This is a genomic window from Actinoallomurus sp. NPDC052308, assembly GCF_040679195.1.
Lineage (GTDB): Bacteria > Actinomycetota > Actinomycetes > Streptosporangiales > Streptosporangiaceae > Actinoallomurus > Actinoallomurus liliacearum.
In genome coordinates, this window is record NZ_JBFAUM010000028.1 from 79,726 (window position 1) to 95,708 (window position 15,983).

At 68.0% G+C, this 15,983-nt stretch carries 12 protein-coding genes and 1 pseudogene; 8 read left to right on the forward strand and 5 right to left on the reverse strand.

Going from position 1 to position 15,983, the window contains the following annotated elements; translation table 11 throughout:
• Positions 1 to 5 precede the first annotated feature (5 nt).
• The 3 genes from AB0L00_RS38190 to AB0L00_RS38200 are packed head-to-tail and all read right to left on the reverse strand — an operon-like array spanning position 6 to position 2,171.
• Positions 6 to 971, reverse strand: coding sequence for a hypothetical protein (locus AB0L00_RS38190; RefSeq protein WP_364442359.1), 966 nt, complete (start codon positions 969 to 971; stop codon positions 6 to 8).
• Positions 961 to 1,569, reverse strand: coding sequence for a carboxymuconolactone decarboxylase family protein (locus AB0L00_RS38195; RefSeq protein WP_364442361.1), 609 nt, complete (start codon positions 1,567 to 1,569; stop codon positions 961 to 963). The genes AB0L00_RS38190 and AB0L00_RS38195 overlap by 11 nt, the downstream gene beginning before the upstream one ends.
• Positions 1,570 to 1,601: 32 nt before the next feature.
• Positions 1,602 to 2,171: a hypothetical protein gene (locus tag AB0L00_RS38200; protein ID WP_364442362.1), complete on the reverse strand. Its 570-nt coding sequence runs from the start codon at positions 2,169 to 2,171 to the stop codon at positions 1,602 to 1,604.
• A 268-nt stretch (positions 2,172 to 2,439) separates the two neighbouring features.
• Between AB0L00_RS38200 and AB0L00_RS38205 the strand changes: the two genes are divergently transcribed.
• Positions 2,440 to 3,045, forward strand: coding sequence for a TetR/AcrR family transcriptional regulator (locus AB0L00_RS38205; protein WP_364442364.1), 606 nt, complete (start codon positions 2,440 to 2,442; stop codon positions 3,043 to 3,045).
• Between the two features lie 209 nt (positions 3,046 to 3,254).
• Here AB0L00_RS38205 and AB0L00_RS38210 read toward each other — a convergent pair whose 3' ends face one another.
• Positions 3,255 to 4,367: a LamG domain-containing protein gene (locus tag AB0L00_RS38210; protein WP_364442365.1), complete on the reverse strand. Its 1,113-nt coding sequence runs from the start codon at positions 4,365 to 4,367 to the stop codon at positions 3,255 to 3,257.
• A 446-nt stretch (positions 4,368 to 4,813) separates the two neighbouring features.
• On the opposite strand from AB0L00_RS38210, the gene AB0L00_RS38215 reads away from it, so the two are divergent.
• From AB0L00_RS38215 to AB0L00_RS38230, 4 genes are all read left to right on the forward strand, one after another.
• On the forward strand, positions 4,814 to 5,191 hold the full coding sequence (locus tag AB0L00_RS38215; protein ID WP_364442367.1) for a WXG100 family type VII secretion target: 378 nt from the start codon (positions 4,814 to 4,816) through the stop codon (positions 5,189 to 5,191).
• A gap of 12 nt (positions 5,192 to 5,203) precedes the next feature.
• Positions 5,204 to 5,635: a WXG100 family type VII secretion target gene (locus AB0L00_RS38220; protein WP_364442368.1), complete on the forward strand. Its 432-nt coding sequence runs from the start codon at positions 5,204 to 5,206 to the stop codon at positions 5,633 to 5,635.
• A 105-nt stretch (positions 5,636 to 5,740) separates the two neighbouring features.
• Positions 5,741 to 6,541, forward strand: a complete 801-nt coding sequence (locus AB0L00_RS38225; RefSeq protein ID WP_364442370.1) for a hypothetical protein — start codon at positions 5,741 to 5,743, stop codon at positions 6,539 to 6,541.
• A gap of 49 nt (positions 6,542 to 6,590) precedes the next feature.
• Complete coding sequence (locus AB0L00_RS38230; protein WP_364442371.1) at positions 6,591 to 9,311, forward strand: right-handed parallel beta-helix repeat-containing protein; 2,721 nt, start codon at positions 6,591 to 6,593, stop codon at positions 9,309 to 9,311.
• A gap of 45 nt (positions 9,312 to 9,356) precedes the next feature.
• Here AB0L00_RS38230 and AB0L00_RS38235 read toward each other — a convergent pair whose 3' ends face one another.
• Positions 9,357 to 10,088, reverse strand: coding sequence for a hypothetical protein (locus AB0L00_RS38235; protein ID WP_364442372.1), 732 nt, complete (start codon positions 10,086 to 10,088; stop codon positions 9,357 to 9,359).
• Between the two features lie 181 nt (positions 10,089 to 10,269).
• On the opposite strand from AB0L00_RS38235, the gene AB0L00_RS38240 reads away from it, so the two are divergent.
• From AB0L00_RS38240 to AB0L00_RS38250, 3 genes and pseudogenes are all read left to right on the forward strand, one after another.
• Entirely contained in the window at positions 10,270 to 11,844 is a 1,575-nt protein-coding gene (locus AB0L00_RS38240; protein WP_364442373.1) for a WXG100 family type VII secretion target, read from the forward strand.
• A gap of 106 nt (positions 11,845 to 11,950) precedes the next feature.
• On the forward strand, positions 11,951 to 12,619 hold the full coding sequence (locus AB0L00_RS38245) for a WXG100 family type VII secretion target (protein WP_364442374.1): 669 nt from the start codon (positions 11,951 to 11,953) through the stop codon (positions 12,617 to 12,619).
• A gap of 43 nt (positions 12,620 to 12,662) precedes the next feature.
• Positions 12,663 to 15,983: pseudogene (locus AB0L00_RS38250) on the forward strand (hypothetical protein); the annotation flags it as partial.

Consider the following 15,983-nt stretch of genomic DNA (forward strand, 5'->3'; position numbering starts at 1 on the left):
CAGCCTCAGGAGAACGTGATCCGCAGGAGTCGCGCCGGGCGGATCCTGCCGTCGGGCGGCGGTGACGTCGTGCCGCCGTCGGTGGTGACGTAGGCGACCCGGCCGTACTCGCCGGGGCCGCGGCCCCAGGCCGCGCTGGAGGGTCCGATGACGCGCTCGTCGAAGGGATCGCCGACCGCGATCTCCCGCGTGCCGTCGGGGCGTGGATCGAGCGGGACGCGGTCGATGGTGTTCTGCCGGTGGGTGGTGACGTACGCGACGCCGGCGTCTTCGTCCAGGCAGAAGTCGTCGGCCATCGTCCCGCCCGACACGAACTCGGGCTCACCGGCCGGATCGTGCGTGACCGGGTCGACGCGAACGCGCATGAACAGGCGTTGCGCGGTGGAGGTGTAGTAGAGGAATTTTGTCCGCGGGGCGAAACGCACGCCGTTGACGCCGGGCTGGGGGGGCGTCAGGGGGTTGTCGGGGTCGTGGTCGAGGCTCGGGTGCCTCAGCCAGACGCGGGCCTGGGCGGGACCCCCGTCCTCAGGCAGGTCCACCCGCCAGATCAGGCCGGCGAACGAGTCGGCGAGCACGATCGTCCGCTCGGCGATCAGGCAACTGCCGTTCAGCGCGCGCACACGCTCGTCGAAGGTGAGGACGGTCTCGGGCCGGACGGGTTCACCCGGGCTCCAGCCGCGTAGATCGACGCGGTGCAGGGAGGACTCGTGGGTGGTGTAGCCGTCCGTGGCGCTGACGTGGAAGACGTCGGGTTCGGTCTCGACGATGCCGGTCACCAGGCGCTCGAAGGTGTGAACGAGCACCGGCCGCACCGGCTCGGCTCCGGTGAAGGGCGGGACCCACCACAGCTGTCGGTGGTTGAGGACGGTGACGAGTACGGAGTTGTCGGAGCGGACGGCGAGGTTCTCCAGGAAGTAGTGTTCGGGGAAATCCACCACGGTCTGCACCGTCGCCGCGTGATCAATTGCCATGGCAGGCCTCCGGTGCTGGGACCTCGAAGGTGTTGAGCAGGCCGCAGACGGTCTGGTAGGCGCCGATCAGCAGGACCATGTCGGTGACGCCCTTCGGCCTGAAGGCTGCCCGGGCCTCGTCATAGAGCGGCTGTTCGATCCGGCGCCGCGCCGTCAGCCGGTGCGCGAACCGCCACGCGGTCCGCTCGGCGGCTGACAGCTCGCCGGGCATCCGGCCGGCGGCGAGCGCGTCGACGGTCTCCTCGGGCAGGCCGGTCGTACGGGCCGCCGCCGAGTGTGCGTACAGCTCATAGGCGGAACCCCAGACGGCGCCCACGGCCAGAATCACGACCTGCCGCACCCGCTCGGTCAAGGAGGTGTGGGTCTCCTCCGCGGCCTGGAAGTCCAGGAAACCACCGGAGATGACGGGGCTGAGCAGCGCGCCGTTGAACGGGCCGATGAAGCGGCCCTCTCGTGTGCGGCTGGTGAATCCGTTGTGTTCGGCCCAGGGGACGACCGATTCCGTCATGCGATCGAACAGGTGCTGCTGGCTCTCCGAGAGTGATGAACGGTCCGCCAGTGGCAGACGCCCGCCGAGTTCGTGGCTGGAGATGGTCATTCGAGGCCTCCTTTCCTTTTCTGCCGACGCCTCTACTGGTCCAGCCCGACCGCGCTGGACGGCACATCGAAGGCGGCCAGGGTCAAGGACACGGCGGTGAACCACCCGAGCAGCACCGTGAGGTCGACGATCCCGGCGTCGCCCAGCAGTTCCTGCGCACGCCGGAACAGGCCGAGCGGGACGACTCGCCGGGCGATGAGCGCACAGGTCAGCTCGTAAACGACCTGCTCACGGGGGTCCTCGAACGACGTCGGCAAGCCGGCGATGAGCGCCTGCACCGCCTCGGGCCGCAGCCCGCCGGCCTGCTCGCCGATCTTCTCGTGCTCGTAATTGGCGTACGCCGCCGTCCAGCGGCCGCAGATGAGGTTCGTGGCGATCTCGATCTCGGCCTTCGTCAGCGTCGACTCGGTCTGGAAATAGGCGCCGGTGGGCACGATCGTCCGCGACAGCCTGGGGTTGGCCAGCCAGATCTTGTGCGGGCCGGGCATCAGCCCACGGAGTTCGAGCGTGAACTCGTACGCCGCTTTCATGTCCGGGGACATGCGGTCGACCGGGGTCTCCTGGAAGCGGCCGAACGTGCCGAAGTCGTGTGGGTCGTACATGTCGTCGTCCTTCCTTCCTCGATGCGTCGCCCTGCTCGTCACCGTGGAGCGCCACGGACCTGTGGCTCGCAGGCGAGCGGTGGCCGGTCCCTGATACGGATGACCACGACGCGGCCCCACCCGCGCGCGATCCCGGACGTCTGGGAGCCCCCGGCTTCGCGCTCAGGTGCAACCGCGCACGATCGTTCGTTTTTGTTTTTCCACCATGCTCCTCGAGGCGTCGTCCCGTCAAGAGCGAACGTCCGTGCTTTTTTGCTATCGTGATGCGGTGCCGAAGGTCTCACCCGAGTACCGCGACGAGCGTCGCGCCCACATCCTGGCCGCCGCCAGGCGCTGCTTCCTCCGCGACGGTTTCCACGAGACGTCCATGCGGGACCTGGTAGCCGAGGCCGGGATGTCATCCGGCGCGGTCTACCGCTACTTCGACAGCAAGGACGCGGTAATGGCCGCCATCGCCGAGGAGAACCTCGACGAGATCGTCGCGATCGTGCGGGAGTCGGCCGAGCACGGCCGGCACGGCGTCGGCGCGGTGCTGGCGGCCGCGCTGGAGTTCGTGGGCGCCCGTCAGGCGGCCGACGGGTTCGGCGCGATCGCGCTGCACGTGTGGTCCGAGGCGCTGCGCAACCCCGCGCTGGCGGCGCGGCTACGGGATTCGTTCGACGCGGCCGGTCACGCCCTCGCAGAGATCGCCCGAGCCGGTTCGGCGGCCGGGGCGGAGTCCTCCCCGGACGACCTGGCGAGCGTACTGCTCTGCGTGCTTCCCGGCTATCTCCTGCAGGCGACGATCCGCGGCGGCGATGCGGTCAGGGGCATCCCCGACGCCGTGCGCGCCCTCTTCCCGAGGGACGCCGGCGCTCCCTCGGATCTCCAGTAGGACACGTGCCCTCCGGCCAGGCCGTCCACGATCGGGCCGGGAAGGTCGGCGCGCCGCCTGGGAATCATCGCAGGAGCGACCGCACGGTCGGAGTCAACCGGCCTGTGACCATGGGCCCCGGGACTTCGCCGACCAGGTGCCCACCACCGTCGCCGACCTTGTCCGGCGGCTGGAGGAGGCGGGCACGATCCTGGTCGGTCAGACGACCGTCAGATCTCGCGGATCTGGGCTGCGGTGAGTGCCGTGCTGAAGACCTTGACGTCGTTGATCCGTCCCGGGAACCAGTCGGTGTTCTTGCCGTTGGCCTTGGCCCGGCCGATCGCCAGGTCGCCGGTGGAGGAGACCGGGGAGGTGTCACGTGTGGTGCTCTGCCGCACCCCGTTGACGTAAAGCGTCACCTGCCCGCCGCCGGCGTCGTACACCCCGACCAGATGGGTCCAGGTCCGCAGTTTTGGAGCGGCCGACGACAGTGACCGGGTGTTGCGGGAGAACGCCCACCGGTTGCCGGCCTTCACGTACTGAAGGTAGAAGGTGCTCCACGTACTGCCGTCCTGGCTGACCGCGGTGGCGAAGTGGGCGGTGCTGGTCAGGTACACCCACGCCGACACGGTGAAGCTCTGACCCGCTCCGGTGCCGAGCACCGGGCCGGCCGTGGTCAGCTGGCTGTCCTTGCCGTTGAAGATCCCGCAGCCGCCGTGTCCCGACCCGCGGGCGACGTCGTAGACGGCGGCGGGAAAGGCATTGGTCTCGTCCGTGCCGAGAGCGCCGGACCCCGAGCCGATCCTCCAGAAGGCGACCGGGGCCGGTCCGGTCTGGTTCGATGTCGTGCGCAGCTTGGCGGGCGTCGGGGATTGCTGCTGCTGTTGTTTCTGGTGCTGTTGTTGCTGTTGCTGCTGCTGCTTCGGGGCCTCGGACCGGCTGGGGGTGGCCGAGGGCAGTTGCTGTTGCACCGAATGGCCCGGTGCGGCCTTGCTGTTCGCGGCCATGTTCTGCGAGGCCCCGTCGGACGTGACGTTCCGGTGCCCGTGCACCTCCACGGCGAACACTCCGCCCAGCGCGACCAGCAGCACCGCCGTCGCCAGGCCCACCGCCGCCATGGGGGCCCGGCGCGGCGCGCGGGCGGTCGGCCTGGTGACGTCTCCATCCTCGCCGGCCTCCCCGTCCGGGCGGTCGGCGGCCGGTGGAGCCGTCCACTGCCCACGCCGCAGCGAGCCGCGGGCGGAGCCGCCCGGGCCGGACGGCCCGTCCGAACCGGGCTTCTTCGCTTGCTCGGACTCACCGGAGGCAGGCCCCGGAGCGGGCAGGACAGGATCGTGCAGCACCGGGTCCTCAGGAATTTCTCCGGTCGGTCGATCCGGCGTCGTTCCTTCCATTCGTATGTCTCCTCACGCAGTCGGCCGAGGTTTTCCCTGGCCATGGCAGCGGTACCGCACAGCTCGCTATGGAGTTACGGTGCCGGTCAGGGGAAGGATTGTCCTCAGCGGGGTGCCGGCGGGCCTTCGCGGACCGTTGCCAAGCTCATTCGGGCACTGCGCGGAGCATACAGAGATATGTCCAGCCGACATGGGCATGTCCCCTAAAAGGTGTCCCGCCCTATCCCCAAAATGGTGATCAATGCTTCCCTTCCCGCTTCGTGTTCGACAAACTGTCCTCTGCCTTCCGCTATTCGCGGCAGTCGGTCGGAGTGGCCGGAAGAAGGCGGACGGCGGGCTCTACGAGTCAGGCGGCGTACCGACGGACAACTCATCAAGAATCCTTGGAGTGCGATATGACGGTTCCCTCCGACTACACGGGCGACGTCACCGTCGGTGGGGTGCATTACCACGTCACCCCCGAGTACCTGGCCCAGGCCGTGGCGGACACGAATTCCACGGCCAATGAGATCGCCGACCAACTCAGCGACCTGCAGAAGTACGTCCAGAGTGTGGAGGCCGCCTGGGGCGGCATCGCCGCCGACCAGTTCAACATCCTCATGCAGGATTACAACACCTACGCCACCATGCTGCACGACGCACTGACAGACATCGCTGGCGGCCTCCAGGGCAACTACGTCAACTACGTGAACTCCGAAGAGCAGAACATTAACAACCTCAGAGCCCTGGGTGAGGAGCTCCCCGCCCCGCCTGTCGGCACCAACTTCAACTGACGGAGCACGCAGATGACCGAAACGTACCATGTTACGAATCCCGTGCCTCCCGGGCTCAATTCGATGGCCACCGGCACCCAGTATTGGGAAACCTATAACACAGCGGATTCCGGCAACGGTGCCCCGATGTCCCATAGCATCGACGGTACCCAGATCCGCGTCAGTGACATGCTGAGCAATGCCGGCGCCACCATCAACGCAAAGGCCGCCGCAATCGCGGACGAGCTCGCCCGGCTCAAGAGCAAGCTCGTCCCGCTCCAGGAGGATTGGCAACAGAGCCAGGCGTCCACCTTCTACCAGGACATGCAGAACGAGTGGGACATCGCCGCCAATGGTCTGTTCGGCCCCGACGGCGTGCTCGGGCGGATCGCCCACGCCATGAACGTCAACTGGAACAACTACTCCGAGGCGGAGTGGTCCAACGTCTCCACCTGGAAGCACTGACCGCTTCCACCCGGCCTCGTGCTCAGTGTGGTGGGCACGAGGCCGTCAGCGTAAGGCCGGCCGCTGTCGGCGGATACGGCACGTGACGAGGAGCACTGCCCGAGCATGAACCACGAGGACGAGGACTGGCGCGGATTCGCCGCCGCCTTCAACCGGACCGTACGCCCGGACCGGCGACCGGGCCACTCCGGGGTACGGGTCCTCGCGACCGGCTTCGCGGGGGTGGTCGCCGTGGCGCTCGGCGCCCTCCTGACCGGCGCCCTCGGCGGCGGCCGGGCGATCGCCAAGCCGAGTGACCTCAAGCCCATGGCCTCGCCACCGAGCACCGGCGGCGGGGGCACGATGCGGACGGGCAACTCCTGGACCGCCGTGGCCGGGCCGGGCTGTGCCTCCACCGCCACCAGCAGTTTCGCCGCGTACGGTTACTACACCGGGACCAACAGCGACCAGACCACCGGCTGGTCCACCACGACCGGCGGCGGCTACAGCGGCGACAGTTGCACCGGCGAGTACCTGTCCATACCGGTGTCGGGACAGCCCGCCTCCTACGACGACACCCGGTTCGCGCTGTGGCGGTTCGACCTCAGCAAGACGTACACCAGCGCCTCCTGCACGCTGGCCACCTACGTCCCGAACAGTTCCGACCGTCGGCTCGTCGGGGGCGACCCGGCGTATTACTACTACTTCCAGACCGACTACGGCTACGGCTCCGCCGACTCCTCGATCGGCGGCTACCTGGTCTCCCAGGTCTCCAATCATGGTCACTGGGTCACCGGTAAGCCGTTCAAGGTCAGGACCGGGCTCGTCACGGTGAAGCTGGTCGACGCCGGGGCCAGGGACGGCGGCGCCGCGAAGGACGCCCACGTCGCCGCCGCGCAGGTGCGGATCACCTGTAATGCCGTATGAGCGCTGACCTCACGGCCGTACGCTCTATCACCGGACCGGCGGCGGGGCGTTGAGGAGCGCACTGCGGGTCGGCCACCGCAGCTGGGGCGCGCACCGGACGATCATGGCCGCCGTGCGCGCCGCTGAGCCCGGCGCTCTGATCTCCATCCAGCCCGGCACCTACGTCGAGAGCGTCGCGCTGGACCGCGACGTCACCCTCGTCGCCGAGAAGGGCCCCGGCTCGGTGCGGGTGGTCGGTGGGCGTGGTCCGGCGCTCGTCGTGCACGGGCAGGGCGGCACCGTACGGGACCTGGTGCTCGAAAGCCCCCACGGCGAGCCGGCCGTCCTGATCAGCGGTGGCACGGTGCTGATCGAGGGCTGCGAGATCACCGGAGGGCCGGTGCAGGCCACCGGGACCGCCACCCCGGTGCTGCGCGGGTGCCGGCTGCACCACACCGGAGAGGTCGGCCTGTACCTCGGCGGTGACAGCGCGGCCGAGGTCGAGGACACCGAGGTCGCCGATGTCGACGCTGTCGGCGTCTTCGTGGACCATGGGGCCGCCCCGGTCCTGCGGAAGCTGACGGTCACCAGGACCGGCGGGCACGGCCTGCGGTTCAGTGGGTCGGCCCGGGGCACCGCCGAGGACTGCCAGGTCACCCACACCGGAGCGGCGGCGGTCGCGATCGACGCCACCGCCGCGCCCCTTCTACGGGACTGCCGCATCGGTGACAGCGCCGCCGCAGGCTTGATCGTCACCGGCCACGCCGGCGCCGCCCCCGGCGCCGTACCGGACCAGGACGGCGACCAAGGCGAGGAAGAGGACGCCTCGGCCGGGGGTGCCTTCGGGGTGGCGCTACACGGCTGCGAGATCGTCCGTACCGCGAAGGACGGCGTGCACGTGACCGGGCAGGCCGCTGCCTCCCTGACGGAGTGCCGGATCAGCGAGGTGCGGGCGACCGGGGTCGTGGTCGGCGGCGACGGCCGGCTGCGGCTGGATGGGACGACGATCACCGACACGGGCGACACCGGCCTCGCGGTGGGGGGCACGGCTCGGGTCGAGGTCAGCCGCAGCACCATCCAGCGGGTGGCGGCCAACGGGGTGTACGCGGGTGAGTCGGCGCGGCTGGTCCTCAGCGCGACCGTGGTCAGCGACGCCGCGTACACCGCGGTTCACGCCGGCGGCACCAGCCGCCTCGCGGTCCGCGCCTGCGAACTGCGCGGCACCCCGGAACACGGGCTGCGGGGCACCGATGACGCCCTGATCACCGTCGAGAACACCACGATCGAGGATGCCGGCTTGTCCGGGCTCGCCGTCGACGGCTGCGATCTGTCGGCCCTCCGCTGCCGGATCGGCAAGGTGGGCACCGGGATCAGCCTCAAAACCGAGCACCGGCCGCTGATCGACCGCTGCGAGGTGAAGGGTTGTTCCGGGCCCGGCCTCGACGTGGCCGCCGGCACCGCCGCGCTGGTCGTCGACTGCCACGTCACCGAGACCGGCGCGGCAGGCGTCTTCGTCCGGGAACGCGCCGCGGTGTGGCTGACCGACTGCACCATCGCCGACACCAAGGGCACCGGCCTGGTGGTGCAGGAACACGCCACCCCCCGGCTCCGTGGGGTGTCCATCGCCCGTACCGGGAAGAACGGTCTGTTCGTCGCCGACAAAGCGGCGGGGCGGTACGAGAACTGTGACATCAGTGTCACCGGCTTCCCCGCGGTCTACGTCGGCAGCGGAGCCACCCCGCTGCTGCGCGGCTGCCTGATCCACGACACCGACGAGGCCGTCAAGTGCGCCGAGGACGCGGATGCGGTGTTCGACTCGTGCCGGGCCGAGAACGTGAAGGCGGGGGAGTTGCCGCAGGACCCGGACGGCGATCCCGCCGGAGTACGCGCCGGGGTCCCGGTTCCGTCCACCGACGTCGGCGCGCCGGAACCGGCCGGCGCGCCCACCGGGCCTGACGGCACGACGGAGCCGGACGGCAGGAAGGCCGAGAGCCTGGCCGAGGTACTGGCCGAACTGGAGGGGCTGGTCGGTCTGGACGGGGTCAAGCAGGACGTCAGCACCATGGTCAAGGTGATGCAGATGGTCCGGCAGCGTACCGAGGCCGGCCTCGCCTCACCACCGCTCAGCCGACACCTGGTCTTCGCCGGCAACAGCGGCACCGGTAAGACCACGGTGGCCCGGCTCTATGGCCGCATCCTCGCCGCGGTCGGCCTGCTCTCCCGCGGGCACCTGGTGGAGGCCGACCGCGGCTCGCTGGTCGGTGAGTACGTCGGCCACACCGCCCCGAAGACCACCGCGATCTTCCGGCGTGCGCTCGGCGGCGTGCTGTTCATCGACGAGGCGTACGCGCTGACCCCGGAAGGCCAGGGCACGGATTACGGCCGGGAGGCGGTCGCCACCCTGGTGAAGCTGATGGAGGACCACCGCGACAACGTGGTCGTCATCGTCGCCGGCTATCCGGACGAGATGGAACGCTTCATCGACGTGAACCCCGGCCTGGCATCCCGGTTCACCCGCACCCTCCTCTTCGAGGACTACGGCCCCGAGGAACTCGTGCGGATCGTCGACTTCAACGCGCGCGAGCACCAGTACGAGCTGCCCGAGCGGACCCGCGAGTCGCTGCTGGCCTACTTCGGCTCGATGGTGCGCGACGACCGCTTCGGCAACGGCCGCACCGCCCGGCAGATCTTCCAGCGCATGACGGAGAACCACGCCAAACGAGTCGTGGAACTCGAAGCCCCGACGACCGAGGACCTTGTGACTCTGCTTCCGGAGGACCTGCCGGGTTGAAGAAGTCGAGCCGGTGCCTGGGAAAGGGGCCCAGGAACCGAACGGTCAGGCGGGGGGGAAGACGGCCTTGTTGTCCATCGTGGCGTAGGACTGACCCGCATCGGTGATCAGCGCGGTGAATCCGCCCATCGCCTCGATCGCGTTCCCGATGGCGTTCAGCAGGTTCTTCATCTGGGGGATGGTCGCGTCCGCGAACTGCTGGGCAGCGTCGTCGCCCGGGTCCGGAACCCAGCCCCCTTGGAAGGTAATCGTGCCTGTCTGCACCGTACCCTGGGTGAAGCCGACATCCTGGCCGAAGAAGTTACCGTCGCCGGCCGCCTTGTTGACCTCGTCCTTCAATGTCTCGTATCCATCGACGGCCTGCGAGGTGGCATCGAGACAGCGCTGCTCGGACGACCGGAGGGTGGACAGGTTGATGTAGAACCGGCCGCTCTCCATCGCGGGCGAGGCGCCGTCGGACGAGCCGTCATCCCGCAGCGGGTGGATATCGGGTGCCGTGGTGTAGGCCATCCCGAGAATCGGCTCATTGCCGCTTTTCTCTGGCGGTGCCGGGTCGCCGTCGTCCGACCCACTCGAGATCGGCGTTCCGCCGTAATAGCTGGTGTAGTCGTCGGCGGCGGCCTTCTGCACGTCGTCGGAGTCGTCGATCGCCGGTTCCCACGGCTTCCCAGGTGTCTGGTACTTAGGCGTGATCGGCTTCACCGAGCCCAATTGATCGGACATCGACAACACCAACTCTCTGTGCGGCCGTCTCGGCTCCAGAATCTTCGCGGCCACGGAAACCTCTGCACGGTCCGCGCGCGTATTTTCTCTCATCCTCCCCTTGACGTGGCGAGGACATCGACGTCCCTTTTTCTGGACACCGTCCGAGCTTCGACGTGGACCTGTCCGTGATGGAGCGGACTCCGTACGGTGGGAGCCGCCACTATGGGTGCAGAGTAAGAGTGGAGCTTGTGTTGTGACGACACCGACATCGGGAGCCTCTCAAGCCCAGCCGGCGGTCGAGCCTGCCGGAGCGCAGCGCACCGTCGATGGCCACCCGGGGACACTCGAGTCCGACGGGTCGTTCCTCTCCGACGACGGTACGGTCTACGTCCCTGCAGGAGGACAACCGGAACACGGAATCTCCACCCCGGACGGCCACTTCATTCCGGGCGGCACGACCCACGTCATGCCGGACGGCACGATCGCCTACGGCATGATGGCCGGCAACGACTTCTTGTCGGTTGACCACGAGGCGATCGCGCTCGATGACGGCTCGGTGCTTCACGGAAACTTGGACGAGAATACGGGAGTCTTCACCACTGACTCTGGTAACGCTTATCTAGTCACCGCGGATGGTGTTGTTTCCGTGGTGGCCCATGTGATGCCGGATGGTTCGACGGCGTACGGTCGGATGATCGGCGGTGATTTTTATTCGGCTGATGGTGCGACGGTTGCGTTGGCGAATGGTGATGTTCTTCATGGCGGCAGTCCGCAGGATGGGGTTTTCGTAACCGATTCGGGTGCTGTTTATCTGGCCACGGAGTCCGGGCTTGTTGTCGGGGCGAGTCATGTGATGCCGGATGGTTCGACGGCGTACGGTCGGATGATCGGCGGTGATTTCTATTCGGCTGATGGTGCGACGGTTGCGTTGGCGAATGGTGATGTTCTTCATGGCGGCAGTCCGCAGGATGGGGTTTTCGTAACCGATTCGGGTGCTGTTTATCTGGCCACGGAGTCCGGGCTTGTTGTCGGGGCGAGTCATGTGATGCCGGATGGTTCGACGGCGTACGGTCGGATGATCGGCGGTGATTTCTATTCGGCTGATGGCGCGACGGTTGCGTTGGCGAATGGTGATGTTCTTCATGGCGGCAGTCCGCAGGATGGGGTTTTCGTAACCGATTCGGGTGCTGTTTATCTGGCCACGGAGTCCGGGCTTGTTGTCGGGGCGAGTCATGTGATGCCGGATGGTTCGACGGCGTACGGTCAGATGATCGGCGGTGATTTCTTCTCGATCGATCGCACGACGATCGTGCTCGGCGACGGCACCGTACTCCATGGCACCTATGACGACGGCACCGGATTGTTCACCACCGACTCGGGCGACACCTACTTCGTCGGCGATGACGGCGTCACCCACGGGACGTTCAGGCCCTCGGACGGTGCTTTCGTGCTGGACGGTGACGCTGGGGTAGTGATGACCCCCGGATCTTGGAAGGTCGACCTCGCGCAGATGGCCGAAACTCTGAGGGTGCTTCAGGGCAAGGCCGAGGCAATATCGGGTTATCATGACACAATAAAGCAGCAGTTCCGTAATGTTCAGTTCGCTTGGACCTCTCCGTCGGGTGATACCTTCTCCGACATATCCGTTCAGGTCGAACGCGCATTGACCAATCTCGACGAACTGCTCGCGAACGTGGTTGATCGCATGCAGCAGTCATACGACAACTACCGGCAGGCCGAAGAGGTCGTCCGCGGCAACCTCTCGTACCGGCATTCCGGAGGGGGCCCTGCCTACGAACGAGGGGTCCCTGCCTACGAACGTGGTTGATCGCATACGGCAGTCATACGACAACTATCGGCAGACCGAAGAGGTCGCCCGCGGCTCGTACCGGCATTCCGGAGAGGGCCCCGCCCACGAGAAGCTCTAACCCCTCTTGGCGACACTGGAGCATCCGATGTCTTTTGAACCCATCCCGCCGTCTGTTGAACCCCTCCTCATCCCGCCGCCTGGTGAACCCACCGGCATCCTGCCGCCTACCCTGCCCAACTACAACTCGTCCAGCATTGACGTGGACCCCTGGGTTATCAATTCGGCGTCATCTACCGTGAACGACGCCGTCAAGAGCATCAGCGAGCACATGACGGCCATCAACAACGCGCTGAACGAGCTGCGGTTGTCCTGGGTAGGGGATTCTTCTGATGAAGCGGACAAGTTCAATAACGACTGGAACGACGTAGCGCAGAAGCTTTACGGCACGGAGGCCGCTCCGGAACTCGGTGTCCTCAACAAGATCACCAACGGACTCGCCACGGCCGCAGTCGCCTACAGTCACGGCGAGCGCACGGTGTCAAATACCTTCGCCGCCTTCCAGGCGGCGCTGGAGGGGGTTGATGTGACCAACCTCCCGGACGACACCGACCTCGAGACCTGGCTGTGGGACCAGGACGTGCCTGCGGCGGATTCGAACACGGATGATTACACCGATCAGCCCCCAGCGGAGAACACGGTCATCGACGGGCCTGAAGCGTACCCCGCCGTTGCGCCGGGACTCGACTCCCCTGACCCTTACGTGCACACCACCGCAGTCGACCAGACCTTCTGACGCCCCGCCCCGTCCGCCACTTCTTTAGGATCCGTAACAGGCCATGTCCACGCACGATCCGAACGATGGCTACGTCGATAACGAGTTCGATCCCGATAAAGTCGTCACGCTCGGCAATGCCTGGATCACTTTCGGCGATCTGCTGGACGAGAAGATCGCGGACATGTCCGGTGCTCAATTCGACCTGATCAATGGGGGATGGCGAGGCGAGGCGGCGAACTCCATGTCGTTCGCCTTCGAGAACTCCTCACGAGGGGCGCCCGCTCCGGCGGACGCCCCTGCCGGATCTACGGGCCCAGGCCAACAGTACGACTCCAGAGGAGGGCTCCGGCCACTAGTTGAGAAGGTCGTCGTCTCGTGCTGGGATATGGGCGAGTCGCTCAACTACTTCGCCATGCTGCGAAGCGAAGAGATAGCGGCGGAGAACAAGGCGAACATCGCCTCGATCATCGCGATGATCATCGGTGCCGTCATCGGACTTGTCACCGCGCCCTTGCTCGAAGGCCTCTCCGCCTTGGCGGCGGGTGCCCTTTCCCTTCTCGCGTCGGTGGCGAGCAGGATCGGGGCTGCCATCGCCAATCTCCGCAATGTCATCTCAGCACTGGGTGACATGATCGGCGAGGCTACCGCGGCGATCGCCTCGATCACCTCGGGCATCGGTGACATCATGCCCGGACTCGCCAGCATCGTCCCCAAGATCGGGACCTACCTTGGTGACGGCGCCGGGGCGGTGGGGAGTGCCGGCGCAAGCGCGCTCAAGAATCCGTGGTTCGCGCTTCCGGCAAGGACGATCGTCTACGGCGGTGACTTCGTAGGGGTGGGCGCCGCGGCCACTGCGGCAGGTGATGCGGCCGCGGGAGTGAACACGGACTGGAAGAACTGGAAACCTATTCCGACCGATGCCGAGGGCTGGGGGCTCTTCTTCGCCGGCGGCCTCACCGGCCTGGCCTTCGGCGGCCCTATCATGATGGGCGGCCGTGCCGGTCTGACGTACCTTGGCGACACTGCCAAGGGGGGGTTCAAACCTACTGGCGTCAGCATTCCCAACGTCGGCGACACCAACGGCAAGTCCGGGTTCACTCCGTTGTTCGGCACGGGAGGGAAAGATACCGGTGCGGTCGGCCCGGGTCTGAAAAGTGATCCCCCCAGCCTCTCCGGCAAGATCGCCAACCCCTCCGGCATCGTCGGTCCCTCGTCGGGCGTCAACTCCAGGTTCGGCGGGCCCACCAACTCCCATGACGCGCCCGACGCGGCCGGGCGCGGCGCGGAGAGCCGGCCGGCAGGCGCCCGCCCCGACGGTGCAACGGAGGCGATGCCCAAGCCGGTCGACCCCCTCGGCCGGCCGGTGACCCGGATATCAAGCAACCCGGATCCCTCGCACTCCCCGACGGTGTCCGATGTCGGCGCCCCGTCGTCACGGTCGTCCGAGGTCCCCGGTACCCCTCGGCCAACGGTCACCCGTCCGCAGGGCGACGGACCACAGCCCGGCACCGAAGCGCCGAAGACAACGCACGAGCCGACGACGCCGCGTCCCATCGTCCCGTCCCGGGAGACCGGCGACACCGGCCCACGCTCGAACCCTGGGCCGCGGGAGGACGCTCCATCGGCGTGGGCACCACAACCCGGCAGCCCGTCGCGTGGCACCGAGCACCGGAGCGCACCGACAGGAGGAGCTCCGCGTCTGAACGTCCCGTCGGATGGTGCGCCACATGAGCGCGTCCCGTCCGGCGGAACCACGCGGGAGGGCTCTTCGTCGAGTGTCACCCAGCGCGAGACCGTGGCACCGACGTCGGTGCCGCAGGAGGACGTGCCTGGGCGTACGCCGCAGACGGCGGTGCCCGAGCCGGGAAGGATCACCCCGCCCACCGACCCGGGGCGGACGGTGAATGGGGGGGTGCGGCCGCGGACGGGGACGAGTGATCCCACGGCACACGACACGGTGACCGCCGAACGCGGCGGCGACGTCTCGGCGGCTGCCAGGAGCGTCACGGACCCCTCCGGCACCGCGCCGCGGACCACCGCACCGCGTGAGGATGAGGCCGGAACCGGTGTGCCCGGCAGCACGACGAACGGGCCTTCTCACCCGGCGGCGGTGTCGGAGGCGGTGGTGCCGTCCCGTGGCGGGCTCGACCACGGCCAGGGCACCGTCCTTCCGCAGAACCGCGAGCCTTCGTCGGGCCGGCCTGGTCAGCCGGGCCGGCCGACGACGAGCAGGCCGGACGGCACGGTGGACACCGAGTCTCAGTCTCTGACGTCGGGTGCCGTCGCGCGCGACCAGAAGCCTGCGGCGCTCGGGAACCGCATGGACCACAGCCCGACGTCCGCCCCGGTCACCGCCCGACGGGGCGTCGCGGTGCCCACCCGGTCCGACAACAAGGCCGGGGCCGGGCGTGTCGACGGCACCATCTCGGAGGGCGAGAGCCGGCTGCAGACCGCGCAGAGCGCGGAGAACGCGCAGAACGAACTTTCGGCGACTGCGGATGCGGCGCACGAGGGTACCCCCACGGGTGGTCAGGACCAGCCGTCCTCGAGCCTCGGCGGTCAGCAGGGCAAGAGCACCGTCGGCGGAGGGGAAGGGACCGCGCCGCCGTCGGGCTCGACCAAAGCGCCTACCTCGGGTGGTGGCCGACCGTCCGATGGTGAATCCGGGCATCAGGGCGGTTCGACGTCGGCGCCGTCGACGCCGAAAGAGCCGGAGTCGCAGGGGCACGAGCAGACGTCCTCCGGGTCGGCGGCTCCGTCTCCGAGCGGTCAGGCACCGAAATCCGAGACCGGGCAGGGGGCCGAGCCCGGCACCGGTGGCCCGAAGGCCGAGCCGCCGATGCCGGGCAACGAGGTCGGCTCGACGGGGGTGAAGGCTCCCGAGGGCGGACAGAAGGCCGATACCGGCCGGTCGGCCGCTGAGGACTACAGGCACCTTGAGACACAGGCATCGCGATTCGGTCTGAGCCCGGAGGAGGCAGCGGACTGGGGCAGGAAGGCCGCGCAGGCGCATGAATCAGGCGGTCCTGCGGCTGTGGCAGAGGTCCATGAGCAGTTGAACGCTCATCTCGAGGATCTCATCGACCAGGGGAATTACTCCGGAGCCGCCATATGGAATGGCGCGGCGGCCAAACCGGGGCCGGCCGGCGGTGCACCGAAGCCTGGAAGTGGGCACGACACCGAATCCGGCCCTGGGGGTTCGAAGCCGGAGTCGTCGACGTCGTCCGGTGGCTTCGGTTCCCGAGGAGCTGACGGTGCGGAGAAGTCTGGTGGCGGTCGTTCGGGTGCTGAGGTTGGTGCGGCGGCTGAGAAGCGGGCGTTGGATGCGGGTCTGCCGGTGGATGAGGCGGCGGAGTGGGGGAGGAGCTTCGCGCGGGCGCAT

Bases quoted from the DNA above. Each gene is read 5' to 3' on its own strand.
- AB0L00_RS38190 (WP_364442359.1), bottom strand. From the start codon at position 971: ATGGCAATTGATCACGCGGCGACGGTGCAGACCGTGGTGGATTTCCCC.
- AB0L00_RS38195 (WP_364442361.1), bottom strand. From the start codon at position 1,569: ATGACCATCTCCAGCCACGAACTCGGCGGGCGTCTGCCACTGGCGGAC.
- AB0L00_RS38200 (WP_364442362.1), bottom strand. From the start codon at position 2,171: ATGTACGACCCACACGACTTCGGCACGTTCGGCCGCTTCCAGGAGACC.
- AB0L00_RS38215 (WP_364442367.1), top strand. From the start codon at position 4,814: ATGACGGTTCCCTCCGACTACACGGGCGACGTCACCGTCGGTGGGGTG.
- AB0L00_RS38220 (WP_364442368.1), top strand. From the start codon at position 5,204: ATGACCGAAACGTACCATGTTACGAATCCCGTGCCTCCCGGGCTCAAT.
- AB0L00_RS38225 (WP_364442370.1), top strand. From the start codon at position 5,741: ATGAACCACGAGGACGAGGACTGGCGCGGATTCGCCGCCGCCTTCAAC.